The sequence below is a fragment of the Pseudomonas sp. R15(2017) genome (genome assembly GCF_002112685.1).
Classification (GTDB): Bacteria; Pseudomonadota; Gammaproteobacteria; order Pseudomonadales; family Pseudomonadaceae; genus Aquipseudomonas; species Aquipseudomonas glycinae.
Genome location: NZ_NEII01000004.1, coordinates 225,225 through 251,040, shown reverse-complemented (window position 1 = coordinate 251,040; position 25,816 = coordinate 225,225). Strand labels below are relative to the sequence as shown.

Below are 25,816 nucleotides of genomic sequence, written 5' to 3'. Positions count from 1 at the left end.
GACGATTCTTGAAATTGACACATTGTTGAGGGCGCGGCTACGATTCGGCCCAACGCCTGTGGCTAACCGCCATGACTCAAAATCAGGAGCAGGCCCGCCATGACATTGTCTTGAGCGGGTCTTTTTGTTTCGGGGTGAATAAAAGAGTGCAATAAGCGCCGTTTCAGCCGTTCGACACAGCGCGTTTCAACCCGTAATAAGGAAAACAAAATGTTGAACAAGCGAATCAGTTTGATCGCACTGGGGATGTTGAGTGTCACTTCGGCCATGGCTAACGACCAGGCCGAGTCCAAGGGTTTTGTAGAAGACAGCAGCCTCAAAGTGCTGCTGCGCAATGCCTACATCAATCGTGACTACAAAGATGGCAACCAGGACAAAGCCGAATGGGGCCAAGCGGCCATCGGTACGTTCTCGTCCGGTTTCACTCAAGGCACCGTCGGTGTCGGTGTGGATGCCTTCGGTCTGTACGCGCTGCGTCTGGACGGCGGCAAGGGCCGCAGCGGTGCCGGTGGTATCGACTTCTTCAAACAGGGTGACAGCGGCAACGCGGCTGACGACCTCTCGAAGGGCGGTGCAGCCGTCAAATTCCGTATCTCCAACACTGTACTGACCTACGGCGACCAGATGCCGGCCCTGCCGGTGCTGAGCTACGACAACGTGCGTCTGCTGCCGGAAAGCTACACCGGTACCATGATCACTTCCAAAGAGATCAAAGGTCTGCAACTGGATGCCGGTCGTTTCACCGCCGAATCGCGCAAGAGCGCTGAAGGCCGTGACAGCGGTGGTCTGAAGTCGATCAACGTGTTGGGCGGTAGCTACCAGTTCACCGAACAGTTCAAGGCAGCGCTGTACGCTTCCGACGTCGAAGACGTGCTGAAAAAACAGTACGTGAACGCTAACTACGTGTTCCCGATTGACAAGGACCAGTCCCTGACCCTGGACTTCAACGGTTACCGCACCAAGCTGGACAACTCCTACGTCCGCGAAAACGGTGTGACCGGCGACGACAACAAGATCTGGAGCCTGGCAGCGACCTTCGCCACCGGCCCGCACTCGTTTACCGTGGCGCACCAGCGCTCCACCGGCGACAGCAACCTGGGTTACGCCTACGGCGGTTACCAGAAAGGTCAGGGTCGCGTGGGTGACGGTGGCAACACCATCTACCTGGCCAACTCCTACTGGTCCGACTTCAACGCTGAAGACGAGCGCAGCTGGCAGTTGGGCTACGGCCTGGACTTCAGCGCATTCGGCGTACCGGGTCTGAGCTACAACTTCGCGTACGTGCGTGGCGACAACATCACCACGTCCACCAGCGAAGGCGGAACCGAGCGCGAGATCTTCAACCAGTTCAAGTACGTCGTGCAAAGTGGCCCGGCCAAAGACCTGAGCATCAAGCTGCGTAGCTCGATCCTGCGTGTTTCGCAGAAATCCAGCGACTACAACGTCAGCGGCAACGAACTGCGTGTGTTCGTGGACTACCCGATCAACATCTTCTGATAATCGGTTGACCCGCGAAACGCGTCAGAAAAACCCCGACTGGTTCGGGGTTTTTTTTTGACGTTTTTCGCGAAAACAGCATAAAAACCCGTGTTTTTGTCATTTGAAATGCACTTTCAAGCCGTTTCAAATCGCGTTTCAAACAGGGCTTTAAATGCCTGAAATTCTTTCTCATGGACGCAAATTCTCCACCTAATAGATTAGGCCGCTCAATGCAGCGGAGAATTTGGTAATGATCGTTTTAACCAGAGAAGTGGGCGAATCGCTACGGCGCGACAAGTACGCCAATGTGCAGGGTGCTGACTTCAATCTCTACGGTCATTTCGCCGACTTCGTCAGACTGACCAAAAGTTGGGAAAACATGGAGCCTGACAGTTACTACGGTCAGGCCGAAGCCGGCATGCGTTACCGTCGTTACAGCGACTTTGAATACAACCCCAAGACTCGCGAACTCAAGCAACTGGAACATCGCGCGTACGTACAGTCCAAGGCCAACAACAGCTATGTGGGCGGCGTGGTGCGGCACTTTCAGGACTTCTCGGACGAAGTCATCAGCTCGCCAGTGATGCGCAGCCTGATCGACACCGATTTCGAAGTGTACAAAAGCGTGTTGCCGGAAGAGCTGCACGATGAAATCTGGCAGTGCCAGATCCATCAGATCCGTATCGAGATCAAACCCGGCAAACAACTGGAAATCACTCCGGAAGGGATTCACTGCGACGGTTATCCGTTCAGCGGTGTGCACTTCTGGGGCCGCAACAATGTCGAGGGTGCGGAGAGTCGTTTGTACGACATCCACGAGCAGCAACTGGCGTCGACCACTTACCAGGAAATCCTCGACACCACCTACTTCCTCGACCGCGACATGCGTCACTACGTGACACCGGCACGCAACACTCACTCCCACGCCATGGCGTACCGGCAGATCCTGGCGATTTCCTTCTCGCGGCCCGGGACCGCTTTCGACATTGTTCGCTAATCAGATCACCCCAATCGACGGCGTCGAGTGCTCGACGCCGGTGGTGCTGCGGCGTGCGACGGCCAAGGACGCGCAGCGCATGGAGCGCTTCTTCCGCCAGTTCGACGAGGTGTCGTTCTGTGAATGGCAGGATGCCAAATGCCTGCGCGGCGTGCTGATCCAGAAAACCACCACGGCGTATCTTGCTTTCGATGTTGAAGGCGAGATCGTCGGCGCGGTGCTGGGCGGCATGCTCGGCAGTCGTGGCACGATCAACCATCTGGCGGTCAGCCTGCGTTATCGCAGCCAGGGTGTCGGCCAGCGGCTGGTGGAAGCGGCGTCGGCCGACATGAAACGGGTGGGTGTACTGCGGATGTTCCTGTTCGTCGATGATGCTAACCTCGCGGGCAAGCGTTTCTGGACGGCCCAGGGTTTTTGCGAACCTCACGGCGAGCGGACATTTGAGAGGGATCTATGAATGAAACATCCGGCAGTGCGCCGCTGATGGTCGACCGTCAGCCGTCGCGCACCTTTGCCGAAGCCAGCCCGGTGGTGGCCGGTTACTTCACCGTGTCGTTCGTGTTCGGGCTGATGGCCGTCAACGCCGGGCTGCCGTTGTGGCTGCCGGTGGCGATGTGTCTGTTCGTGTATGCCGGGGCTTCGCAATTTGCGGCGCTGGCGCTGATCAGCAGTGGGGCGTCGCTGACCACCATCGTGCTGACCACGTTTCTGATCAACGCGCGGCACATGCTGATGTCGGTCTACATGGCGAAAGCCCTGCGGGCGCTGGGCCTGAGTCGCATGGAACGCTGGTGTTACGCCGGCGGCCTGACCGATGAATCGTTCGCCTTCCACAGCGTCAAACTGGGCACCGGGGCGCCGGTGAACGTCCGTTATCTGATTGGCTTCAACCTGTTCTGCCACACCTCGTGGGTGATCGGCGGATTGCTGGGCGCCCTGTGCGCGCAGTACGCCTCGCATCTGATCAAATACCAGCTCGACTATGCGCTGACCGCGATGATGCTCTACGTGCTGGTCTCACTGTGCAACACCCGCAATAAACTCATCGCCGCTATGGCCGCAGTGGTCTGCATGGGCGCACTGAGCCTGGTGGGCAACTCGCCATTCAACGTTTTCATCGCCACGTTTGTGGGCTGCGGAGTGGGTGTATGCCTGACCAAACGTTCCTGATTCTGGTGGTCGCGCTGATGATGGCGGTGACCTTTCTGCCACGGGCCCTGCCGTTGCAGGTCAACACCGAGCACTGGCCGCCCTTCGTCGCCCGCGCGCTGGAATACCTGCCGGTGGCGATCGTCGCTGCGATCAGCCTGACACCCTTGTTGATCAAGGATCAGCACATACAGCTCGATCGCCCGGAATTTTATGCCGCGATTCCGACGCTGTTATGTGCGTATTTCAGCAAAAACCTCTTTCTCAGTGTGGCGGTTGGGACGGCTGCGTACATTGCGCTCGGCTCGTTCATGTAGCGGCAGATCGACCACGTCGTTCAACGCCTGGCCGGACAGATCCGGGTTGTTCACCGCCAGGCGCACTTCGAGGAAATCCTCGAACCCGGGGAAAATCGTCAGGCCATTTTTCTGCGCCGCCTCGCGGGAGACCATGCCGACGGCGTCCATCTGCGTGATGAGTGACAGGGTCAGCGTTTCGCTGCAGGAGTAGATCGTCCGCTGACTGTTCTCGTGATTGCCCAGCCCGGCGTCGAGAAAACGCAAAAAGCTGTGGGAATACGGACAATCTTCTGCGGGACGCACCTGAAACTTGTTACCAAGCAACGTCAGCGGATCGTTCTCCTGACCGCAGTGCGCGCCGACCACCTGCACCTGCACTTCCGGCAGGACAATGCTCGGCAGACCCGGACGCTGCGGACCGATCAGCACCGCAAGGTCAAAGTCCTCGTTCTTCAGCTTGCTGAGGTTTTCCATCGATTCGGCGTAGCTGAATTCCATCTGGTAATCGGGAAACACCTCGATCAGGCGCCCGATCAATCGCCGGTTGAAATCCGGGTCCAGCGTGGTGTTCAACGCCACTTTCAACGTGCGCTGTCCCGGCACCTTCAACGCTTCGACTTTCTCTTCCATCTGCCGTGTGGCAATCAACACTCTGTCCATATAAGGCGTCAGCTCTGTGCCTTGCGGCGTCAGCGTCAGCCCCTTGTTGGATCGTCTAAACAAGCGGAAACCGAACTGCTCTTCGACCTTGTTCAGCTGTGCGGCCAAGGCCTGCACAGTCAGGCACGAATGCTCGGCTGCGGCCGACAACGAGCCGGTCTGCACGATGCGCATGAGGTTGCGTAAGGTTCTGCTATCCATGGGTAATGCCCTCTGAAGTGGGCTGGGTATTGTTGTGTACGTGACAGCCTGAACGGCGCCATTTGCCGGCTATATTCCTGTACCTGAGCATAGTTGTCGCGCAATTAGTAGCGAATCGATGTCTCCGCCGATGGCTGGAGGCTGACACAGGATCGGGGTTTTTGGTGACGTGGGGGTGATTGGGGTCAAAAAAAGTGCACGGTTTGGGTGCGTCGGCGGGGATTTTCAAAGGGAAACAACTGACACGAATGGGGGCTTTTGCCCGCAATTTTTTTGGATAGGTCCCAGAGATTACTGCGAATGAGCTGATATCGGCAGCCTGAGAGAGCGTCTCTAATAGGATGCATTGTCTGGAAAAAGGTAAATGCGATGGAGGTTCAACGAAAACCCGAACATGTGCGAAGACCTTCGCAGAAGACCGCCCGCGCCATGAGGGAAGCACTACTCCTTAGCCAGTATTTTGATTCGATTGATGAGCTGCTGAAGGCTCAAGAAGATGCAGAAAAAGCCATTAAATCAAGCTGAGCGAATGCGTTCGTTTGCTCAAATTCTGGTGTAGTTGTTACAGGTAACTCATTACACCACCTCACAAATGAAGTACCCCACCCCTACTTTTTCCCCTCCCGGCACGCGCCTACATTGAGCTCCAACACCTGACCATCATCCCGAGGGCAGGTCACTGGAGTAGTCGTCATGCCATTTGTCAGCGTACGCATCACCCGCGACGGCGTCACCCGTGAGCAGAAAGCTCAGGTGATCGCCGAAATCACTGAAACCCTGGAACGCGTCCTGAACAAACGCCCGGACCTGACCCACATCGTGATCGAAGAAGTCGACACCGATAACTGGGGCTACGCCGGCATCACCACCACCGAGTACCGCCGACAACTGGCGGAACGGGGCCAGTCATGACCCCGACCGTGACCATCGATTTCGTTTCCGACGTGGTGTGCCCCTGGTGCGCACTCGGGGCGACAGCGCTGGAGCAGGCGATCGGCAATCTGGCCGGCGAGATTTCGGTGGAGCTGACCTACAAGCCCTTCGAACTCAACCCGGACATGCCCGCCGAAGGTGAACCAGCGGTGCAGCACCTGATGCGCAAATACGGCCGTACCGCCGAAGACGTCGCCGCCGGCAAGAAGATGCAGATCGAACGCGGCAAGGCCATCGGTTTCGAGTTCGATCTGGAGAAACGCACGCACTTTCACAACACCTTCGACGCCCATCGCTTGCTGATGTGGGCAGCGCAGGAAGGGCGGCAGATTGCGCTGAAAAAGATCCTGCTGCGCGCTTACTTCCGCGACGGCGACAACCCGAACGATCACCCGACGCTGATCCGTCTGGCGACCGAAGCCGGGCTGGATGCGGCGAGGGCCCGCAAGGTGCTGGCCAACGACGAATTCGCCAGCGAAGTGCGGCAACTGCAGGCGTTTTACCGACAGCACGGGATCAACTCGGTGCCCGCGCTGATCCTGAACGGCAATCACCTCGTCTCCGGTTCGCAATCGGTCGAGTACTACGAACAAATGCTGAAACAATTGGCTGCGGCCTGATTCAACACCTACTTATTGATTGAGGATTTCATCATGAGCAATTCGAAAAAAACCGTCGTTATCACTGGCGCCTCCCAAGGTCTGGGCGAAGGCATGGTCAAGGCCTTCCGTGAGCTGGGTTACAACATCGTCGCCACCTCGCGCTCGATCAAACCGTCGAACGACCCGCAAATCCTGACCATCGCCGGCGACATCGGCGACCCGGCCACCGCTCAACGCGTGATCAGCGAAGGCGTGGCCCGCTTCGGCCGCATCGACACCCTGGTCAACAACGCCGGCATCTTCGTCGCCAAACCGTTCACCGCCTACACCCCGGAAGACTACGCGGCGGTGCTGTCGGTCAACCTCAACGGCTTCTTCTACATCACCCAACTGGCCATCGCCGAGATGGAAAAACAGGGCAAGGGCCACGTGGTCAACATCACCACCAGCCTGGTCGACCACGCCATCGACGGCGTGCCCTCGGTCCTCGCTTCGCTGACCAAGGGCGGCCTCAACGCCGCCACCAAATCCCTGGCCATCGAATACGCCAAACGCGGAATCCGGGTGAACGCGGTATCGCCGGGCATCATCAAAACGCCGATGCACGGCGAGGAAACCCATGATGCACTGGGCGCGCTGCACCCGGTTGGGCACATGGGCGAGATCGACGACATTGCGCAGGCGGTGGTGTATCTCGATAACGCGAACTTTGTGACTGGCGAGATTCTGCACGTGGATGGCGGGCAGAGCGCCGGGCACTGATTGATGCGTTAACACAAAGCCCTTGCAGCGATGCGAGGGCTTTTTTATGGGCGACTATTTATGGATCTGGACTCAACACTTTGACCGCGTCATCGACCAGCGCCTTGCTCAACTCCTGCAAATATTGCGAGGCGCAGGCGTGGAGTTCCGGGTCGTTGGCGGCAGAAGTATCTGACGTGAGCAGTTTGGAAATGTGCAGCAGATGCGAGGCGTGGGAGAGGGCGGTGGCGACCGGGACGCCGGAGTTGGTGCGGAAGAGTGCGTGGTTGGACTGGAAGGAGAAATGGGTGAGGCCGAGGGTTTTCAGATCGTGGGGATTGGTCATGGCTTCACCTACCGTTTGTTGGGAGGTGGAAAGGGCAGACTTTGGATGGATCGATGCTAATCATTTGTGAAACTCCCTGTATCAAATGAGGGCTGCCAATTCGTTATCAGGCGAATGGGGTGGCAGCTATGCGCAGGCTGATAAACCGGAGATACAGGAACCCGGCAGACCCGAAGGTCTCCCACGCACAGCCGCCATTGCACGGAAATGCAGGCACAAAAAAACGCCGGCAAACGTGGGTTGGGGCGCTGGTGCGCCTGTATCTTACGCGGGTTATCAGGCCCGGTCGCTGAATTGGCAGCGACGGGATTGACGGTAGCGTGGGGGAGGGGGGAGCGCAATCGTGGCCAGGTGGTGGCGGAGGCTAGCGGTGTTCCAGATGTGCGGTGCAACATTTATGTTGCATGCGTAACAAATATGTTGCACATTCGCTCTACCGAAACAGCGAGTGATGCACATGAAGTACAGCGAGTTTCGGCGATGATTGAAAGCCCAAGGCGTTGAGTTTCAAACCGGCAAGGGCAGCCATTTCAAGGTCTCCTTGAATGGCAGATCAACTGTCTTTCCCGACCACGGAGCCAAGGAGATGGGCGAAGGGTTGAGAAAATCGATAATCAAACAGCTGGGCCTCAAGGATTGAGGCCCAGCTGTACCCCATGAGAGGAAACGTGATGTTCGAATATGCGTTGGAAGTCCACGAGGAGCCGAGCAGTGTCTGGTTGTCCTGCGCAGAAATTCCAGAGATGCACGCCGCTGGCGACACCCTCGAGGAAGCACTCGACGGCGCCATTGATGCGATGGAAACGGCATTGTCGATTTACGTCGATGATCGCCGGTTGATTCCGACAGGTGATGCGGGAGAGCAGGAAAGTGACGCGGTGTTGCGTCTGCCTGCACTGACTGCTGCGAAGGTTGGACTCTGGAATACGCTTTTGGAGTCTGGAGTCAGCAAGGCTGAACTTGCACGTCGGTTGGGGGTGCAACGACCCCAGGTAGATCGGTTAGTCGATTTCTTGCATCACTCCAAGATTGAGAATGTCGAGCGTGCATTGCAGCAGCTTGGGCGCCGGATTTTGCTTTCGGTTGAGGCTGCGTAGGATTGGAGAAAAGCCCCCGACAGCGATCGCTGCCGGGGGCTTTTCATATGGGGTGGAATAACCAACCCCAGAAACAACAAAGCCCCTGCATTTCTGCAGGGGCTTCGTTTTGTATGGTGCGGCACCAGGAGTCGAATCGAAAAGTAAGTCATTGTTTTAAATATAGTTATCATGCGATCAAGTTCAGTTCTACCTCTTGGAATATCCTCAGTTTGTTCTCAGTTCTACATTTCCTGGTGTCGCCGGCGACAACACATCAATTCGACCCTGTCCGTTCATAGCGAATTTGCGCGTTGAGGCCCCTTTCGCCTCAAGGGTTGGATTCCGGGCCTCCTCTGCATCGCTTCAAATGGGGCTATAGTCGCCTCATAAGCCTTTTTCAGCGCGTCAGCACCCCTTATCTTCTTCGGTCCTTTACGGTTTAGGCGCTAAACGGTAGTGTCAGTAGTGGCATTGCGCTGTCAACGATTCATGTGGGAGTCTGGCCATGGAAAGCCAAAGTAAAATCGTCCTTCCCGAAGATATATTCGATCAATCCTATAAGTGGAATTGGGTCGCCAGATGATGCTACGGCCAATTTTTGAGGTCCGGCCTTGGACGTCCCTTAGCCAACCCGGCATGTCGCCATATCCTTTATATAAGCCACGCTGTACAAATCAGATTCAGACTATCCAAGATAAAAATACAAGTAGGCAATTATGGATTCTCACATGCTTGCTACGTCGTTTCGGTCTAGTTGCGCAGGCCGGAATATAATTACATGCCAATTTGAAGCCGCAGATATTTAAATCTGCAGTTGAAGGTTTAGAACTATGGCGAAAAATAGTGTCGAAGCAAGCTTGCCTCATACAGCGGTTGCGACTTGGGGTGGATATATATATCAAGGAAAAATTGCGCTGTATCACTGCCTTAGTTTGATGTTGGAAAATGCGGTTGATAGTAAAAAATTAGCATTGCAGCTTGATAGTATCGATGATTTTGCCATTTTATTAGATGGTGTATGTCAGTCCATGCATCAAGTTAAAGCGTATAAAAGCGATGACTTTTCCGCTTATTCTGAGGCGATAAGCGAACAAGTCGCAAAGTCAAAGGCATATCCTGGGTGCAAGGTCTTATTCCATGTTTCCAAGGACATTATCCTCCCTGCTGATTTCAGTAGTGTTTACTCGCCTGCAGTCTTTTATAGTTACAAGAAAGTTGCACAAGCGGAAAGTTACTGTGCGCTATCAGAAGTTGACTCGCTACTGGAAAATCTTATATGCGAGTTTTATAGTAAGTATGAGCCGGGCGCAAAGCATAAAGCTGTATCGGACTATTTACAATGGTCTAGAAATCTTCTAGAGGATATTATAGTAAGCAAGATAATCTCTATGCACGCTGAAATCCAGCTTACCAAAGGGGCAGTTCAGCGTCAGATTGCAAATAGAGAGAAAATTAGTTTCTTGGATTTTTTCGATATTCTATCTGCCGAGTTAACTTCTGCCATACTTTGTGAGAGTTATTTCTTTTCGGTAATAATTAAAGACATTGGTAGTTACTATTCCGATTTCTGCGATGAGAACGACTTGGCGCGTGAGGATTTAGATAAGTTAGGAAGGTGCGTTGCTAGGATTAATAAATTTGATGTTGAAAAGCTAAAAGTGTTTATGCGCTCAATTCTACCTAGTAAAAAAGGACGGTTTAACTCCTTGGCGGAGTACAAGGATGAGTCTGTAAACTCTGATGATCTCCAGTATGGATTGTTTAGAGTTTTCGATGATCTAATTGAGCCTGACTTCAATGATGGGACGCGGAATGCAGGTTTTTTCTGGGAGTTTTCTGGGAACAGTTATTATCCAACGGCAATTCACCAAGGAAAGAAGAGTGCCGGTGCTATTTGTAAGAAAATTGTCGATAATGCCCTAAAGCATGACGTCGAATTTCTCTATGAAAGTGGAACATTGATAACCACTGATATAGATGCAGATTCTATATTTTCGGTCGCGAATGTTGGACCGCGAGGTGGCGCACTTCATGATCATGCTAAATTTAATAAGTTTAAAGATGTAGCGTTGGTGTCTATTGCTAATTTGCCAAGCGGGATTAAGAAATGAAGCAACTCTTAGCTGAATTATTCTCTAGACATAATTATTCAGAGACGTTGACTGAAGAGTTTAGCCTGTTCGTGCCTGACGATATTAGTAAGGAGGCCTACTGGCTGGTTGTAGAGTCCTCGCCGCGAACTGTAATTGAGAACCAGCATTCCTGGCTGACTAAATGCCGAGAGATATACCGAAACCCTGCGATCGAGAAAAATACGAGCCTAATTTGTATTTGGCCTGTCGAAAAAATCACCGATAAAATTATTTCTGAGGTTCATGCTACGGAAGAAGATTTGTTTTTTTTCAAGAAACATGTGCTCTACCATACAGATGCCGAGATAGTTAGCCTCAATGAAAGGCTCGGAGAGGGTAATGTTGCAGATTTGATTTTAAACTCGGTGAACAATCCTGATGTTTTTTCCAGTTATAAAAACTCTTTGGGCACTGAAAGCTGGGAGGAGTTAATTTATAGGGTAGTCATAAAGCTTGGATTTATAGATATCGGAGAAGGTGAGGCGGCTGATATAGAAGGGCTTTACATTCGACATCGCGAAAAAATTAGGAGCACAAAACAGCCGGAACTCTTATCGTTTATTGAGTCCAGTGTGCTTGATTTGAATGTTGATGGATTTGATAGCGCCGAGTCTCTATTGAAAAATTTGGTTGATAAAATAGCTGAGGCCGGCCATGAAGTTAAATATTAAGAAACTTGTTCTGAAAAACTTCAAAGCATTTGTGGGTCATCAATTTGAGATTGGTAGTTATAACTTGGCAATCTTGGATGGGCCTAATGGGTTTGGGAAAACTTCTTTTTTTGATGCTGTAGAGTTTCTTCTGACCGGCGATATTGGCCGCTACAACAACTTGGAAAACTCCGTAGTTGATAAGCGCTCGATAGCCTTAGGAAGCCCAATAGTCCATGACCAAGCGGTTGCAGGGGCTGAAATTTCAATTGTGGCGGAGATTGAAACCAGTCATGGGCTGTTCTATTTAAAAAGAAGCGCGAGTAAGGATAAGCTGGATAAAGGGAAGGGGCTTGGATTAAAGCTGTTTAAGCTCTATGAGTTGACTAGTATAGATGGGGAGGGGCGGTTAGTTCAGGATGAAGAGTCTTTCTTAGGAGCAATACTTGGGGTCGGTTATCTACGAGATTTCAAGCTTTTTCATTACATCGAGCAAGAAGATAATACAGCTATTTTAAAGAGCAAAGCGTCGACTAAGCAACAGAAAATTGACCACTTGTTTGATGTGGGGGATTACAGAGAAAAAATTAAAAAATTGACAGTGCGAAAGAGTTGATTGCCAGCCTAAAGACAACTGCGAAAAGGGAAGACTTGAATTCGCGAAAAACAGAGATTGAGCAGTTGCATCGATCTGTTAATGTCGGGGATGAAAACGTAATTGAACCTTATCAAAGATTAATCTCTGCTACTCATCAGCCATGGGATCATGAAGATATCGTAGTCAAGTCTTCAATTATAGCTACCTGGTTAGGTGATGAAGGGGCATTGAATAGGCTTAGGAAATTTATAGAAGGAGTAGATAATTTTATTAACTCCAAATATAACTCTAAGATTGATAAGGTCCTGAAGCCAAAGCAGGAGGCGCTTGAGAGCCTACTAAGGTTTGGTGGTCGTCTGGATTCGATCGCAGTATATAAAAATGACGTCGCTCTTTATGATTTTGGTGTGGATTTTTTAAGTAAATTTGAAAGCGGGATTCCCTCATCGTTAAAAGAAGATTTGAAGTTTGATTCTGATGTGTTTGATAGTTTTGGTTTTGAGTTGAACTACAATGATTTTTCACAGGCTGTTGCTGAGATAAAATTGATTGTGGAGAACTCAAGCGCCGTCGAACTTGCTTACAATGAATTGAAGGCTGCTCGAGATCTATTTGTTTCCAAGTACTCCTCTGAACATATAAGTCATGATGATGCCAATTGTCCTGCATGTGGCTATGACTGGAAGTCGTACGACGAGTTGCTGCGTCACATGGAATCCCAAAGATTAGTTCTAGAGACCCTTGTTGATGTTAATGGCGAAGCGCTGAAACGAAATATAGAACTGTTTGAAAGGAAAGTCTTAGGTCCTATTCGCAAAGCTATAGGCGAACACGCTGCTGTTCAGAAAGACTCTATAGATTATAAGAAAAAAATCACAGAGCTTCGCGAGGAGCAGGTTTCGTATTTGCGTAAGCTTGTGCGTGCATACTTATCTTATGGTATTGATGTAAGACCTTTTTACTGTATAAGCTTTGACTTGCAAGAATCTTTGGACGTTAACAGGCTTGGTGAGGCTGTTAGTGCTTTGTATCGCGTTGTCGATCATGATGCTATTGATGAGGATTTTCAAGAAATTTTTGAGCAAGTATTTTTGGAAGATGATAATGCGGCTTTAAGCCTTGAATTGGATTCGATTGATAGAAAAATTTCCTATGTGAAGGCTGCCTATACTAGAAGTATCTATGGCGATATCAAGGACAAGGAAAAATCCTATAGTGCGGCCGAAGATATTTACAAGAAAGCCATTTATCTGGATAAGGCTCTAAGTAAGCTCAGGGATATTTATAATGAGAATTTGAACTCTTATGTAGCGTCAATTGCTAAAGGCATTGAAGTGCTATTTCATATATATTCAGGGCGGCTTTTGCAGAATTTTCAAAGTGGGCTTGGGATTTTTATTGAAACCGATGGTAAAAATCTGTCATTTCGAGAAAACCCTAAAAAATTGCATGATGTAATATTCTCTATGAGTTCAGGGCAGCTTTCTTCGTTGGTGCTTTCATTTACGCTGGCTTTAAATAAGAGGTACGCAAGGAACGCTATTTTATTAATTGATGATCCTGTCCAAACACTAGACGATATAAATGTTGCTGGGTTTGTTGATTTGTTAAGGACTGAGTTTTCCGATAGGCAAATAATTCTTTCCACGCACGAAGATGAAATGTCGGCTTATATGCAATATAAATTCAAAAAGTATAATTTGGATGCTGAGGGTTTAGACTTTAAACAAGTATTTGCGGTTAATTAAGGGCCCTGATTTTTTATGTGTGCCTGCTTCTGTTGTTAAAGAGACCATCTTGGATGGTCTCCGTATTATGTATTGACGGTGAGGTACTCAATATGGGTGGTTGGCTTTGCTAATGATTTGGAATTGCCAAGACTTTCCTAGGCGAAGAGTGAGTAAGTTTACGGTCAATATATAGTAATAGCGCGTTGATTCTGCGCGCTGGTTCACGTGCTGATTTAAGAACCAGACAAGATGTTTTCGCTGCCAAGTCCACGGGTTGTCTCGGTGCCAGCGCACAGCTATAGCTGCTTGGATGGCTTTTGCTTGGTGTAGGTGGCGCTGACGTGTCGTTTGCGATCCGCTCATGACTCCCGCGAGGAATACCTCCATATCGAATGGCTTGCTCATGCTCGGCCACCGATGTACGCCGAAACTACGTCGATACGACCGTGCCCCAGCTCATAGCTGATTTGTGCGCGTGCCTCCTGATCGAGGTGTTGGTCGAGCTGGTAGCAACTACCTCCTTTGATTGGCGCAAGTTGGTTTGTAATCTGCTCATACCGTTCGCATGCGTAGGCCGCACGCAATTCGTGGAATCCCTTGAGGTGGTGCGCGTGAAGGATGTCCCGTGCAGGGCGGATGATTCGCTGTTGAAAGTCTAGGTAGCTTTCGTTCAGTGCAAGCAAGTTGTCGCTTCCGACGGGAGAGGCCTGCTCGGCGTACGTGAGCGCTTCACGAATATGATTATCCACCCAGATCCAACGAGGCGCCGACGCACCCGAGCGGCCACCTTTGGTGCCATCTTGAATGTTGATCTTGCCGTATCGTTCGGCTTCTCTTCGCAGTCGAGGAAGATCAGCCAAAATGGCCTCTCGCAGGCGCATGCCGGTTGCTCGCGCCAGCTGAGCGATGGCCGCGGCGCGCGGCTGCAGATGTTCGGAGAGGACGTCTACGATACGTTTTACGTGATCGCGGTCCTGGCCTTGCGGAGGCATGGTGCGGACGCTGGTGCGCTTCATCCCAAGCGCCTTGCTCGGACTCTGCACCTTCACAGACTGATCACCGCGAAGCGCGGCCAGGGTACGGTTGACGCTGGACAGTCGGTTTTGCGCAGTGGCGATGGCGAGCTCACCTTGTTCAACTTGCTGGCGCAGATGTCCGGCATAATCCAACAAGGTCTGCCGATCAATCTTCCGCGCATCGTTGAACCCCGGCCCGTCCTCCGAGCGACACCAGCGCACAAACGCCTGCCAGCGATCACTGTGCGCCTTGACCGTGCCGTAATGCCCGCCGCCAAATAGATCGCGCAATGCCTGTGGCCCGGCATAGCTCAACTGCCGACCATAGCCAAAATTGCGTCCATCTCGCCTGCCCACCAGTGCCATGATCGAACACCTCTTGAAGCCAAAACCTTTAAAACCTTCCCCACGTCATCCCGCCAAGAATGTTGAGTGTTATCAGGGATCAAGGCCCCTGCGACCTGTGAGGGTTGTCCACTAACGCGGGACTGGCGGCTCTTTACGACCGGGAGCTTGGGCATCTCATGATCTGGCCTCCTGAACACTTCCGAGGAAGTGGGCGGGTGGAGGCTGCACTGGCTGACGAGACCGGCGCCGCGAGATCATGAGTCGGGTGAAGGCAGTGAAGCAATGACCGGGGCATACCTGACTGTCAGTCAGGTGCAGTCCATTCCGTGGGCTGCGGCACCATCATCTGCATCGCTGTTGCTGGTGATTTCGGTGTTTGTCACGCCGATTGTCACGAGGGGGAATGCCGCAAAGCCTTGTACGAGTTGGGCTGCAGCAGCGGTAGGAGCGCCCGTCTCTTTCCGGGAGAAAGAGACGGGCGCAGGTTGGCGCAATGAAATGGCCAAGCGGATAGGTTGCTGCAGGGCAGCTATAAAGGGGTATGAGTTGCCGCAGTGGGCACTCTGGTAGAAGTAGGCATCCATCACATTGCTGTGACCGTGCGAGCTGCCGGACGCTAATCGCACTTTGGGAGAACCACCACGGTGTGGCGTAGCCTCAAAGGTTCTGGCTACCTGGGTTGCTGTCAACGACAGCGCATTGCCCGATCTTTTCTACGCTTGTGGATAATTTGGGTCAAGGCTCGAATTTTCGGGAGTTCTGCGGCTGTGGATGAAATTATCCACCGGTGGAAATCAGTGGTTTTCCACAGACAGTTGCGTGGGCTTTAGATTTTTTAAGTGAGGTCCATCCAAGCAGGGCGGCTTTGCAGCCCTGTTTGGATGGACCCGCGTGGAGAAGCGGATCACTGAGATTTGAAGACCGAGCGCTTACTCGGTTGCGCCACGTTTTGCTTTTAGGCGAGTGACGTTCGCTCCGGTCTGGTTCGCGAATTCGTGTGGAGTGACATGCTCCTGCCGGTTGGCCTCCAGATACCGGCTCCACCAGTTCATGATCAGCCTGCGCTCCTCAATGAACTCAGCCTTGTGGATGTATGCGGCGCGGACGTTATTGCGTTCCTTGTGGCTCATCTGCCTTTCAATAGCGGTCTCGGACCACAGTCCTGATTCAATCAGTGCGCTACAGGCCATTGAGCGAAAGCCATGACCGCAGATTTCGGTTTTGGTGTCGTAGCCCATCTTTCGAAGCGCGCTGTTTACCGTGTTTTCAGACATGGGCTTCCAGGGCTTGGCGTCGCCTGCAAATACCAGGTCGAATTTGCCGGTGAGGGCGTGGATCTGTTCAAGCAGGGCCACGGCTTGCGGCGATAAGGGGACTAAATGGATATCCCCTGCCATCTTCGTACCCCTAGTAGAAAAGGGTACTCCGTCCAGCGCGGGTCGAGTGTCGGGTATCTCCCAGGTGCCGCGCTTGAGGTCGAACTCGCTCCAGCGGGCGAAGCGCAGTTCGCTGGAGCGGACGAACACATGCAGCGAGAGCATGACCGTCAGCCGGGTAAGTGCGCGGCCTCTGTAGGTGTCGATACGCTCCTGCAATTCAGGCAGACGCGATAAGGGTAAAGCAGGGCGGTGAATCACCCTCGGGGCTTTGATCAAACCTTCAAGGTCGGAGGCAGGGTTGGCCGCGATCTGTCGAGCACGTTTCGCCTCGCGCATGATGCTTTGTAGGTAGTTTTGTACCCTTAAAGCGACGTCAATCGTGCCGCGTTTCTGGATCGCTTCCAGAGGTTGCATCAGGTCATGGGTGTCCAGATCGATAATAGAGCGAGCGCCGATCAGCGGGAAGACATGGGTTTTGAGGCGGCTCAGGACGGTCTTGGCATGGCCCGGAGCCCATTTGGCAGACATCGCTTTGTGCCAGTCCAGTGCGGCGCTTTCAAAGGTTCGGCCTTTGATTGCGGCCTGCGTCTTGGCTTGGTGTTTGGTCTCTATGGGGTCGATGCCTTTCGCCAGCATCCGCTTGACCTCCAGGCGCTTGTTGCGAGCATCGGCGAGGCCGACCACGGGATAGCTGCCGAACGAGGTCAGTCCTTCGCGGCCATCAGGTTTTACATACCTGAGACGCCAGCCTTTACGGCCATTGGGTTGGACTAGAAGGTAGAGGCCGTCGCCGTCGAAAAGCTTGTAAGCGCGGTCGGTGGGCTTGGCTGAGCGGCAAGCCGAATCGGAGAGTGGAGCAGTGGTGCGCGACATAAGGGTACTCCCCCTTTATCGAATTACCTTACCCCTAACACTACCCCTAAAACGGATGGAATCCACCAGTTTCTGACGGAAACCGATGGAACCCCAAAACGAAAAAACCCGCCAGAAGGCGGGTTTTTCGGGGGTTCCAGAGATTTTGAAAGCCTTCTCTGGAACCTTGTATGGTGCCGGCACCAGGAATCGAACCCGGGACCTACTGATTACAAGTCAGTTGCTCTACCATCTGAGCTATACCGGCGTGTGGGCGACGATTATAGCGGCTCGGTTGCTTCTGTAAACCCCTGAATTCAGACTATTTTTGCGCGGGCTTGAATCACGCTCGGCGCAGGACGTTGCGCAGTTTCTGGAGCGCTCGCCAGGCGCGGTTGTTCTGGATGGCGCGCAGTTGGGCTTCGGCGTGTTCGGCGCGTTGTGTGGCGGCGCTGATTTGCGCCATGGCGTCGGCTTCGCTGGGGCTGACGGGGTGGGCGAAGGGGTGGCCGAGGCACAGCTGGAAGTTGTCGAGCTGGCAGGGCGGCATGTCGAAGGCCGGTTTGAGGTTCAGGTGTTCGTCGGCCAGGAAGTAGCTGTTGAGGCCGTCGAAGCAGACGTTGCTGTAGCCGGCGTCGGTGATCAGGTGTTCCCAGGTGTGGTCGCGCTCGAACGGGGTTTCGATGAGGATGATCCACGGGCGGAAGCGGCTGAAGTCCATGCCGCGCAGCACGGTTTCTTCGTGGCCTTCGACGTCGATTTTCAGGAAGTGGATTTCGCGGCCGGTGGCGTGTTCTTCGCAGATCGAGGTCAAGGTGCGGGCCTTGACGGTGAGGCTGCGCACGTCAAAGCCTAGGTCGCGGCGTTGCTGGGCGGTAACGGTATCGGCGGTGGACAGGCCAGTGCCGGGAATTCCGTAAAAGGTCACTTCGCCGGGCTTGTCACTGGCGATGCATTGCAGCGTCGTGTCGCGCGGGCGCTGCTGGCGCAGAGCGTCGTGGAAGTTCTGCATCGGCTCGACGTTGATGCCGCTCCAGCCGCGATCATAGAACGCCTTGGTGACCGAGTCGTGAATCGGGTCGTTGGCGCCGACATCGATGTAGAAGCCGTTTTCAAAGAACTTGAGGGCGCGCCACAGGCGGATGTCTTCGAAATTCTGTGCGTAAGAGATAAACGTCACGGTCGCTTCCTGTCGGTCAGGTTTTTCTTGTTCGGGTGCGCGCTACCTGCACGGCACAGGTCTGTATAGCAAGGGCGTATGGCAGGCGCAATTGTCCGCTGCTGGCGTCCGCGATTCGGCAGTTATGTCCTTTTGGTCGAGGGCTTATGCACAACAGGTTTTGAAGAGGGCGGGCTTAGAGGGAATTTTGTGGACGGGTTCTCATTTGAGTCTTAAATCCCTGTTTTGCTGGTTTTTTATTTATGTGAACAAAAAATGACCAGCGCTGTTGATGGCCTGAAACGACCGTAGATATTGGATCCACGATAATTCCATCAACAGAGTTATCCACAGGCTGTGGAAGATTAAACGCGTTCGGCCAGCAGCAGGAAATTACGCGGTGTGAGGGGCGCCTCGCAGAAGGTGCCGAGGCGTACTACGTAACCCTGTTCGGTGAGGAAAAGTGCCCGATCCAGATTCAGCCAAAGCTCCAGCGGGCGTCGGAACAGTCCGCGCAGCAGTTCCAGGTTGCGAACTTCAGCCAATCGCTGCCAACCGGCGGCTTCCAATGCCACCCAATCTGGCGAGCCGATTGTGGATAACTCTTTCAACGCTGCCAGATCGCGGCAGTAATCAGCGAACGGTTTGTCCAGCCAGGCGCTCGGCAGGGACGGCGTCGGCAAGTATTCGTCAACGCCGCGCACTTGCCGTTGCAACAGATCAAAGGCCAGTCGCCTGGCCATGGAGGTGTCACGCTGACGTCGGACGCGGGCACCGGCGGTGACGGTTTCGCTCATCGGCAGAGACAGGTCTTCCCGCGAGAGCTGTAGGGCGGAGCGTGAACCTGCGGAGGACAACGCCTGATATTCAGTACGACTGATCCGGTTGTAGCAGCACGGTGCAATCGCCAGTTGTCGGCAGCCAGCGGCGGAAGCCAGTTGCATCAGCCGCACATGCAAGTCACCGCAAGCGTGCAGGGCAACAGGCGTGTGTTCGGCGTTCAGCAATAAAGCGGTGTTCGCCGCGAGTACATCCTGCTCGACATGCAGCGCATGCAGATGATGACGCTGACTCAGCGCCTGACCGCTGGCAACCAGCGCCGGGTCGTATTCCAGACAGGTGAGTTGCTGATCGGCACCCAGCAGACGCCGGCCCAAATGGCCTTTGCCCGAACACCAATCAAGCCAGTGCTTCGGTTGCGCGGCAAACGATAAGCGGCTGGTGAAGGCCTCGATCTGTTGCCATTTGCGTCCCGGCACATCGACATTCAGACGATGCCCAGCGGCTTCCAGCGAATGTGCAGGCAACTCACCCACTGCACTCAGTTCAAGCGACAACGCCGCCAATGAAGCAAACGGCTCCGGCGCTTCCGAAAGATCGGCAGGGTGGTTATGGGCGTTTTCCGCATCTTCCAGCGAACGTCCGCGTAGCCACGAGGCCAATTCCGGGTAGGACGCTTCCCAAGGCAATTGCAGATGAGTGAAAGGGCGGGGTTTCCACAATCCCTGATGGGCCGTGAGAAATGCATCCAGTGCCGTGAAACGGGCGAGCAGGGCCTCGCCCGTCAGCACGCCGGAAGAATCAGCGCCCTTGGCACGCATCGACGCGCAACCACCGCTCCAGCTGCTTGAACGCCTGAACGAGCACAAACGACATCAGCAGGTAAATGACGCCTGCGGTGAAGAACATATCCACTGTCAGGTAGTTGCGGGCAATGATGGTGCGGGTGATGCCAGTGAGTTCGAGCAAGGTCACCGTGCTCGCCAGAGAACTGGCCTTCAGCATCAGAATAACTTCGTTGCTGTAGGCCGGCAGAGCGATGCGCGCGGCGCGGGGCAGGACGATATAGAACAATGCCTTGGCCTTGGACATGCCCAGTGCGCGTGCGGCTTCGATCTCACCCGGCGGGATGGCCTGGATGGCGCCACGCAGGATCTCGGCGATGTAAGCGGCTGTATGCAACGTCATCGTGGCGGTGGCACACCAGAATGGGTCGCGCAGGTACTGCCACATGAAGCTGCCGCGTACGGCGTCGAACTGAGCCAGGCCGTAGTAGACCAGGAACAGTTGCACGAGCAACGGAGTGCCACGGAAGAAAAAGATGTAAGCGTAAGGAAATGCGCGGATAAACCAGAGTTTGGAGGAACGAGCGATGCCCAGAGGAATCGCCAGCAACAACCCGAGAATAACGGCAATACCCACGAGTTCGAGTGTCAGCAGGGCGCCCTGAAAGAACTTCGGCAGCCACTTATAGATGACTTCCCATTCCATTACGTCGTCCTCATGAAGCCACGAGCGGCGCGTTTTTCCAGGAAGTGCATAGTGATCATCGCCAGTATGGTCAGGACCAGATACATGAAGGCTGCAACCAGATAGAAAGTGAATGGATGCTTGGCGAAGGTTACGGCGTTCTGCGCATTGCGCATGATTTCTTCCAGTCCTATGACCGACACCAGCGCGGTGTCTTTCATCAGAATCATGAACAGGTTGCCAAGGCCAGGCAGGGCGATACGCCACATCTGCGGCATGATCAGTCGGGTGAAGATCCGCCATTTTGACAGGCCCAGGGCCTGGCCGGCCTCACGGTGACCTTTGGGAATGGCCAGGAGCGCGCCACGAAAGACTTCCGTGGCATAGGCGCCGAAGCACAGTCCGAGGGCGGTTACGCCTGCCACGAAAGGGCTCAGTGCCAGGTCGGGATTACCAAAGTATTCGCCAATGGCATTCATCGTCTTGACGGTGCCGAGGTAGATCAGCAGAACCCATAGCAGTTCCGGCACACCGCGTACGAGGGTCGAGTACGTTTCGCCAAGCCACTGCAGCGGCTTGTACGGGGAAGTCTTGGCCAAGGCACCGAGCAGACCGAGCACCAGCCCGACGCACAGGGCCGAGAGTGCCAGTTTGACGGTCATCAGCGCGCCGGCGAGTAGCACCGGGCCGAATCCGTGGAGATCGATAATCATGGATTTCTTTTCAAATCGCGGCAGGCAAGATCGGGAGCCTGCACCGTCTGATCACGGCGCAGGTCCCGCAGGTCAGGATCAATAGATGCTGAACGGGAAGTACTTGTCGTTGATCTTTTTGTAGGTACCGTCGGCGACGATTTCCTTCAATGCGGCGTTCAGCTTCTCGCGCAATGGGTCACCTTTGCGCACGGCGATGCCGATCTTGTCACTTTCCACGACCGGGTCACCCTTGAACTCGTAGTTCTTGCCGGCGTCGGTTTTCAGCCAGTCATAGTTGGCGTACTTGTCGGCGAGGATGGCATCGACACGACCGGAGGTCAGGTCCAGGTAGGCGTTTTCCTGGGTGTCATAAAGTTTGACCTGGATATCGCTACCGTAAGTGTCTTCGAGCCAGGTACCTGCCAGGGTTGCGCGTTGCGTACCGATGATCTTGCCCTTGAGCGCGTCCTTGTCGGTTTTGAAATCGACGTTTTTCGGCGCGATGAACTGCAGTTTGTTCGAGTAGTACGGGTCGGTGAAGTCCACCGCGCCCTTGCGCTCGTCGGTGATCGACAGCGAGGAAATCAGGAAGTCGAACTTCTTGGCGTTCAGGGCCGGGATGATGCCGTCCCAGTCGGAGGTGACCACGGAGCATTCAACTTTCATCTTGGCGCACAGGGCGTCGCCGATGTCTTTGTCGAAGCCGACGACGTTGCCGCTGGCGTCTTTATTGTTGAACGGCGGGTAAGCCGCTTCGATGCCCATCTTCAGGGTCTCGGCCATGGCACCAACGCTGAACGCGAGGGTGACGGCGGCGGCCAGGAAGACCTTTTTGTAGTTCTGCATGCGGGTAGCTCCGTTAGCGGTTGCTGGACATGAATTGTTTGCAGCGCGCCGAAAGCGGGTTTTCGAACACCTGCTGTGGCGATCCTTGCTCTTCTACCAGGCCCTGGTGGAGGAACACCACTTCGCTGGAGACCTGACGGGCGAAGCCCATTTCATGGGTCACGAGCAGCATGGTGCGGCCTTCTTCGGCCAATGCGCGGATGACATTAAGTACTTCCTGGACCATTTCCGGGTCAAGGGCGGAGGTGGGCTCGTCGAACAGGATCACCTTGGGCTGCATCGCCAGTGTGCGGGCAATCGCCGCGCGCTGTTGCTGGCCGCCGGACAGTTGCGCCGGGTAGGCGTGGCGCTTGTCGGCGATGCCGACCTTGGCCAGCAGCGCTTCTGCGACCTCGATGGCTTCGGCCTTGCTCTGGCCGAGCACGCGGCGTGGAGCTTCGATGATGTTGTCGAGCACGCTCATGTGCGGCCACAGATTAAAGTTTTGAAACACAAAACCAATCTCGGAGCGCAGGCGATTGATCTGCTTGCCGTCGGCGGCAACCAGTTCGCCATTCTTGGCCGCCTTGAGCTTGAGTTCTTCCCCGGCCACCAGGATCTGGCCCTGATGCGGGTTTTCCAACAGGTTGATGCATCGCAGGAACGTGGACTTGCCGGAACCGGAGGAACCCAGGATCGAGATCACATCGCCGTCGCGGGCGGTCAGCGAGATGCCTTTGAGCACCTCAAGCTGTCCGTAGCGTTTGTGCAAGTTGCGGATTTCAAGCGCGGGCGTGGCCTCAGCCATGTGCGTTCCTCATATATGTTGCGCTCCTGCTGTTGGCCGGCCTTCCTGGCGAGGCGGCCAAGCTAGCATAGCGTTTCAATGGCAGCCAACAGCGCTACGAGCGTTAAACGGATGGCCTGTGGCAGGTTGTCGCATCGGCGCAGCAGACTGTCGCCCCATCAACAACCGAACGGGTGTTTGAACGTGAATTCCCGCGGGTGTCGCGTAAAAAAAGGCGCGATGTTGCCACCTTTGGCGGGGTGTTGGAAGCGCTATCCGGCCGAACGTTCCTCATTCGCCCTTTTATTGTGCGTCCCGTACTTTTTCAGTGTGTTTCTGGTGCGCCGATTCGTTTAGAAAGTGAGTCGCAGGGTAACGCTTTGGCGCAAGGCCATTATTCTCAAGGACTTGCGATGACTGTCCGGTCGCGCTGAAAACCGCAGGCCAGAAGAGTTTGAAACATTTTGGCGCATTTATTGCGTGCAGAATCCGGAACGCCCCGTTGGATTCTTTTTACGAGAAGGAACGCCAGACGGGCCGGACGCAATCGCTTTCCTCGCAAAGGTAGTTCCAATGAGCAGTACCCAAAGCTCCAATGGCCTCGAACAGGGGCTCAAACCGCGTCATGTGACCATGCTGTCGATCGCCGGGGTGATCGGTGCAGGTCTGTTCGTCGGCTCCGGCCACGCCATCGCCGCCGCCGGTCCCGCTGTTCTGCTGGCTTACGCCGCGGCTGGCGCGCTGGTTGTGCTGGTCATGCGCATGCTCGGCGAAATGGCTGTTGCCTCGCCTGACACCGGCTCGTTCTCGACTTACGCCGACCGTGCCATCGGTCACTGGGCCGGTTTCACCATCGGCTGGCTGTACTGGTGGTTCTGGGTCTTGGTGATTCCGCTGGAAGCCAACGCCGCCGCGACCATCCTGCACGCGTGGTTCCCCGGTGTGGAAATCTGGGCCTTCGCCCTGATCATCACCATGCTGCTGACCGTGACCAACCTGTTCAGCGTGAAAAACTACGGTGAGTTCGAATTCTGGTTCGCCCTGCTCAAAGTCGTGGCGATCATCGGTTTCATCATTCTTGGCGTCGCGGCCATTTTCGGCTTCCTGCCGAACAGCCAGGTCAGCGGCGTTTCGCACATCTTCGACACCCAGGGCTTCCTGCCGAACGGCATGGGCGCGGTGCTGGGCGCGATCCTGACCACCATGTTCTCCTTCATGGGTACCGAGATCGTGACCATCGCGGCCGCCGAATCGAAGAACCCGGGCAAGCAGATCTCCAAGGCCACCAACTCGGTGATCTGGCGGATCGGCCTGTTCTACCTCGTGTCGATCTTCATCGTCGTGGCTCTGGTGCCATGGAACGACCCGGTTCTGGCCAGCCTCGGCTCCTACCAGACTGTGCTTGAGCGCATGGGCATCCCGAACGCCAAGATGATCGTCGATATCGTGGTTCTGGTTGCTGTGACCAGCTGCCTGAACTCGGCGCTGTACACCTCGTCGCGCATGCTGTTCTCCCTCGGCAAGCGTGGCGACGCCCCGGCCATGTCGACCCGCACCAATAAGAGCGGCACCCCTTACTGGGCAGTGATGCTGTCCACCGGCGCGGCGTTCCTGTGCACCTTCGCCAACTACGTGGCCCCGGCTGCGGTGTTCGAGTTCCTGCTGGCCAGCTCCGGTGCCATCGCGCTGCTGGTGTACCTGGTGATCGCGATTTCGCAACTGCGCATGCGTAAACAACGCATGGCTCGCGGCGAGAAAATCGTCTTCAGCATGTGGCTGTTCCCGGGCCTGACCTACGCGGTGATCGCCTTCATCGTGGCAGCCCTGACCATCATGCTGTTCCAGGACGCCCACCGCGTGGAAATCCTCGCGACCGGCCTGCTGAGTCTGGTGGTTGTGGCGACCGGCCTGTTGGTGGCTCGTCGTCGGAAAATGGAAAACCGTGGTGCGGCAGTTCTGAACTGATCCGCCACGAGTAACGCAAAACGGCCGCTGTCAGTGATGACAAGCGGCCGTTTTTGTTACTGCGAGCGGTTTATTCGCTCTTCTCTTCCTGCGTTTCCACCGACTGACCGTAGGTGTCCAGCGCAATCCCGAAATCGCTGATGAACTGCGGTTCGCTCAGCCAGGCCTGGGCGGTCTCGCGATCCATGCCGTCGGCCCACATGCGGTAGTCGATCAGCATGTCGGCGGCCAGGTGAGTGGCGGCCATGCCTTCGTTCTCGGCGTTTTCCATGTCCAGCAGATCAGGATGATCGACGATGATGAACGCCAGCTCGCGGAGCAGCGTCAGCAGCATTTCGTTGCGGCTGACGGCTTCGGCGTCGCGCATCTTGCTGAACATCGCCAAGGTGTATTCCGGGATCGGCTCGGCCAGATGGCCAAGGTCATCGTCCTGCGCCAGGGGTTTGCGACCGACCATGCGGATCTGCTTGGCTTTGGCCTTGGCGCGTTTGGCGCGTTTCTGTTGCTTGTTCAGGGATGCCATGGGAACTCAGTTTTTCTGTTGGGTTTGTGCGGCGATTGCGTCGGACGCGGCCACATAGTCTTTCTGGAAATCCGGCGATTCGATCCACGCCAGAGCGCCAGCCTCGTCAGTCTCGGTGGACCACTGGCGGTACTCGATCAGCGCGGCGAGGATGAAGTCCATTGCGCCTTCTTCGCCTTCCTGCTCGTACACCAGCTCCAGCAGCGGGTCTTCGAGGAACGCGGTGCACAGGGCCTGCTGGCTGATCTTTTCGGCGTCGATCATTTTCTTGAACAGTTCGGTGAGGTCTACCGACTCGAAATCGATGCGGTCGTCGTTCGGGTCCAGCTCGACCAGCGCTTCCGCACGTTTGGTGCGGTTCTGCTTGGCCTTGGTCTTGGCCCGGGCGGCGCGTTTTTGCTGCTTGTTGGCGGAAGCCATG

The 25,816-nt window shown here is 54.7% G+C and carries 29 protein-coding genes and 1 tRNA gene; 16 read left to right on the top strand and 14 right to left on the bottom strand.

What is annotated here, in order from left to right:
- The first annotated feature begins 210 nt into the window (after positions 1-210).
- From CAF77_RS10875 to CAF77_RS10855, 5 genes are all read left to right on the top strand, one after another.
- Positions 211-1,497: an OprD family porin gene (locus CAF77_RS10875; protein WP_064382771.1), complete on the top strand. Its 1,287-nt coding sequence runs from the start codon at positions 211-213 to the stop codon at positions 1,495-1,497.
- 232 nt (positions 1,498-1,729) lie between these two features.
- Positions 1,730-2,476: a 2OG-Fe dioxygenase family protein gene (locus CAF77_RS10870; protein WP_011331995.1), complete on the top strand. Its 747-nt coding sequence runs from the start codon at positions 1,730-1,732 to the stop codon at positions 2,474-2,476.
- Between the two features lie 79 nt (positions 2,477-2,555).
- Positions 2,556-2,933, top strand: coding sequence for a GNAT family N-acetyltransferase (locus CAF77_RS10865; RefSeq protein WP_007952618.1), 378 nt, complete (start codon positions 2,556-2,558; stop codon positions 2,931-2,933).
- Positions 2,930-3,646 carry an AzlC family ABC transporter permease gene (locus CAF77_RS10860; protein WP_064382772.1) on the top strand — a complete coding sequence of 239 codons (717 nt, stop codon included), beginning with the start codon at positions 2,930-2,932 and terminating at the stop codon, positions 3,644-3,646. Before CAF77_RS10865 ends, CAF77_RS10860 begins: the two co-directional genes overlap by 4 nt.
- A complete protein-coding gene (locus CAF77_RS10855) occupies positions 3,625-3,942 on the top strand; it encodes an AzlD domain-containing protein (RefSeq protein ID WP_007952614.1) in 318 nt (105 codons plus the stop codon). Before CAF77_RS10860 ends, CAF77_RS10855 begins: the two co-directional genes overlap by 22 nt.
- Here CAF77_RS10855 and CAF77_RS10850 read toward each other — a convergent pair.
- On the bottom strand, positions 3,859-4,785 hold the full coding sequence (locus CAF77_RS10850) for a LysR family transcriptional regulator (protein ID WP_085647967.1): 927 nt from the start codon (positions 4,783-4,785) through the stop codon (positions 3,859-3,861). The genes CAF77_RS10855 and CAF77_RS10850 overlap by 84 nt on opposite strands.
- Positions 4,786-5,154: 369 nt before the next feature.
- Here CAF77_RS10850 and CAF77_RS29345 point away from each other — a divergent pair, with 369 nt between their 5' ends.
- The 4 genes from CAF77_RS29345 to CAF77_RS10835 all read left to right on the top strand — a co-directional run bounded on the left by CAF77_RS29345 (position 5,155) and on the right by CAF77_RS10835 (position 7,082).
- Positions 5,155-5,310: a hypothetical protein gene (locus CAF77_RS29345; protein ID WP_170928946.1), complete on the top strand. Its 156-nt coding sequence runs from the start codon at positions 5,155-5,157 to the stop codon at positions 5,308-5,310.
- Between the two features lie 168 nt (positions 5,311-5,478).
- The gene (locus CAF77_RS10845) at positions 5,479-5,697 is read left to right on the top strand and encodes a 4-oxalocrotonate tautomerase family protein (RefSeq protein WP_007952610.1); all 219 of its coding nucleotides are present in this window, start codon (positions 5,479-5,481) and stop codon (positions 5,695-5,697) included.
- The gene (locus tag CAF77_RS10840) at positions 5,694-6,338 is read left to right on the top strand and encodes a DsbA family oxidoreductase (protein WP_085654482.1); all 645 of its coding nucleotides are present in this window, start codon (positions 5,694-5,696) and stop codon (positions 6,336-6,338) included. The genes CAF77_RS10845 and CAF77_RS10840 overlap by 4 nt, the downstream gene beginning before the upstream one ends.
- A gap of 33 nt (positions 6,339-6,371) precedes the next feature.
- Entirely contained in the window at positions 6,372-7,082 is a 711-nt protein-coding gene (locus tag CAF77_RS10835; RefSeq protein ID WP_085654480.1) for an SDR family NAD(P)-dependent oxidoreductase, read from the top strand.
- Between the two features lie 58 nt (positions 7,083-7,140).
- Here CAF77_RS10835 and CAF77_RS10830 read toward each other — a convergent pair whose 3' ends face one another.
- Positions 7,141-7,407, bottom strand: a complete 267-nt coding sequence (locus CAF77_RS10830; protein ID WP_064382775.1) for a DUF3077 domain-containing protein — start codon at positions 7,405-7,407, stop codon at positions 7,141-7,143.
- A gap of 484 nt (positions 7,408-7,891) precedes the next feature.
- Between CAF77_RS10830 and CAF77_RS10825 the strand changes: the two genes are divergently transcribed.
- The 6 genes from CAF77_RS10825 (at position 7,892) to CAF77_RS10800 (ending at position 13,614) form a co-directional block, all read left to right on the top strand.
- Positions 7,892-8,047 carry a type II toxin-antitoxin system HicA family toxin gene (locus CAF77_RS10825; protein WP_256576149.1) on the top strand — a complete coding sequence of 52 codons (156 nt, stop codon included), beginning with the start codon at positions 7,892-7,894 and terminating at the stop codon, positions 8,045-8,047.
- A 31-nt stretch (positions 8,048-8,078) separates the two neighbouring features.
- The gene (locus tag CAF77_RS10820; protein WP_074689493.1) at positions 8,079-8,504 is read left to right on the top strand and encodes a type II toxin-antitoxin system HicB family antitoxin; all 426 of its coding nucleotides are present in this window, start codon (positions 8,079-8,081) and stop codon (positions 8,502-8,504) included.
- Positions 8,505-9,316: 812 nt separating this feature from the next.
- Positions 9,317-10,597 (top strand): ABC-three component system protein, encoded by a 1,281-nt coding sequence (locus tag CAF77_RS10815; protein WP_139831587.1) that lies wholly within the window; start codon positions 9,317-9,319, stop codon positions 10,595-10,597.
- Positions 10,594-11,289: an ABC-three component system middle component 1 gene (locus CAF77_RS10810; RefSeq protein ID WP_085654476.1), complete on the top strand. Its 696-nt coding sequence runs from the start codon at positions 10,594-10,596 to the stop codon at positions 11,287-11,289. The genes CAF77_RS10815 and CAF77_RS10810 overlap by 4 nt, the downstream gene beginning before the upstream one ends.
- Entirely contained in the window at positions 11,273-11,884 is a 612-nt protein-coding gene (locus tag CAF77_RS10805) for an AAA family ATPase (RefSeq protein ID WP_085654474.1), read from the top strand. The genes CAF77_RS10810 and CAF77_RS10805 overlap by 17 nt, the downstream gene beginning before the upstream one ends.
- Positions 11,881-13,614: a hypothetical protein gene (locus CAF77_RS10800; RefSeq protein ID WP_139831586.1), complete on the top strand. Its 1,734-nt coding sequence runs from the start codon at positions 11,881-11,883 to the stop codon at positions 13,612-13,614. Before CAF77_RS10805 ends, CAF77_RS10800 begins: the two co-directional genes overlap by 4 nt.
- 87 nt (positions 13,615-13,701) lie before the next feature.
- Here the strand turns inward: CAF77_RS10800 and CAF77_RS29505 are convergent, their stop codons facing one another.
- From CAF77_RS29505 to CAF77_RS10745, 10 genes are all read right to left on the bottom strand, one after another.
- On the bottom strand, positions 13,702-14,001 hold the full coding sequence (locus CAF77_RS29505) for a hypothetical protein (protein ID WP_085654470.1): 300 nt from the start codon (positions 13,999-14,001) through the stop codon (positions 13,702-13,704).
- Positions 13,998-14,978 (bottom strand): integrase domain-containing protein, encoded by a 981-nt coding sequence (locus CAF77_RS10790; protein ID WP_085654468.1) that lies wholly within the window; start codon positions 14,976-14,978, stop codon positions 13,998-14,000. The genes CAF77_RS29505 and CAF77_RS10790 overlap by 4 nt, the downstream gene beginning before the upstream one ends.
- A gap of 911 nt (positions 14,979-15,889) precedes the next feature.
- On the bottom strand, positions 15,890-17,212 hold the full coding sequence (locus CAF77_RS10780; protein WP_085654464.1) for an integrase arm-type DNA-binding domain-containing protein: 1,323 nt from the start codon (positions 17,210-17,212) through the stop codon (positions 15,890-15,892).
- 171 nt (positions 17,213-17,383) lie between these two features.
- Positions 17,384-17,459: transfer RNA gene (locus CAF77_RS10775), tRNA-Thr, on the bottom strand.
- 75 nt (positions 17,460-17,534) lie between these two features.
- On the bottom strand, positions 17,535-18,371 hold the full coding sequence (locus CAF77_RS10770) for an FkbM family methyltransferase (RefSeq protein ID WP_085654462.1): 837 nt from the start codon (positions 18,369-18,371) through the stop codon (positions 17,535-17,537).
- Between the two features lie 344 nt (positions 18,372-18,715).
- Positions 18,716-19,951: a methyltransferase gene (locus CAF77_RS10765; RefSeq protein WP_085654460.1), complete on the bottom strand. Its 1,236-nt coding sequence runs from the start codon at positions 19,949-19,951 to the stop codon at positions 18,716-18,718.
- On the bottom strand, positions 19,932-20,621 hold the full coding sequence (locus CAF77_RS10760; RefSeq protein WP_064382782.1) for an ABC transporter permease: 690 nt from the start codon (positions 20,619-20,621) through the stop codon (positions 19,932-19,934). The genes CAF77_RS10765 and CAF77_RS10760 overlap by 20 nt, the downstream gene beginning before the upstream one ends.
- Positions 20,621-21,313 (bottom strand): ABC transporter permease, encoded by a 693-nt coding sequence (locus CAF77_RS10755; protein ID WP_085654458.1) that lies wholly within the window; start codon positions 21,311-21,313, stop codon positions 20,621-20,623. Before CAF77_RS10755 ends, CAF77_RS10760 begins: the two co-directional genes overlap by 1 nt.
- 78 nt (positions 21,314-21,391) lie before the next feature.
- Entirely contained in the window at positions 21,392-22,141 is a 750-nt protein-coding gene (locus CAF77_RS10750) for an ABC transporter substrate-binding protein (RefSeq protein ID WP_064382784.1), read from the bottom strand.
- A 13-nt stretch (positions 22,142-22,154) separates the two neighbouring features.
- Positions 22,155-22,928: an ABC transporter ATP-binding protein gene (locus CAF77_RS10745; RefSeq protein ID WP_007897462.1), complete on the bottom strand. Its 774-nt coding sequence runs from the start codon at positions 22,926-22,928 to the stop codon at positions 22,155-22,157.
- A gap of 552 nt (positions 22,929-23,480) precedes the next feature.
- On the opposite strand from CAF77_RS10745, the gene gabP reads away from it, so the two are divergent.
- Positions 23,481-24,872, top strand: a complete 1,392-nt coding sequence (gene gabP, locus CAF77_RS10740; protein WP_064382785.1) for a GABA permease — start codon at positions 23,481-23,483, stop codon at positions 24,870-24,872.
- Positions 24,873-24,942: 70 nt separating this feature from the next.
- Here gabP and CAF77_RS10735 read toward each other — a convergent pair whose 3' ends face one another.
- Entirely contained in the window at positions 24,943-25,395 is a 453-nt protein-coding gene (locus CAF77_RS10735) for a hypothetical protein (RefSeq protein WP_064382786.1), read from the bottom strand.
- 6 nt (positions 25,396-25,401) lie between these two features.
- On the bottom strand, positions 25,402-25,815 hold the full coding sequence (locus CAF77_RS10730; protein WP_064382787.1) for a hypothetical protein: 414 nt from the start codon (positions 25,813-25,815) through the stop codon (positions 25,402-25,404).
- Position 25,816 lies beyond the last annotated feature (1 nt).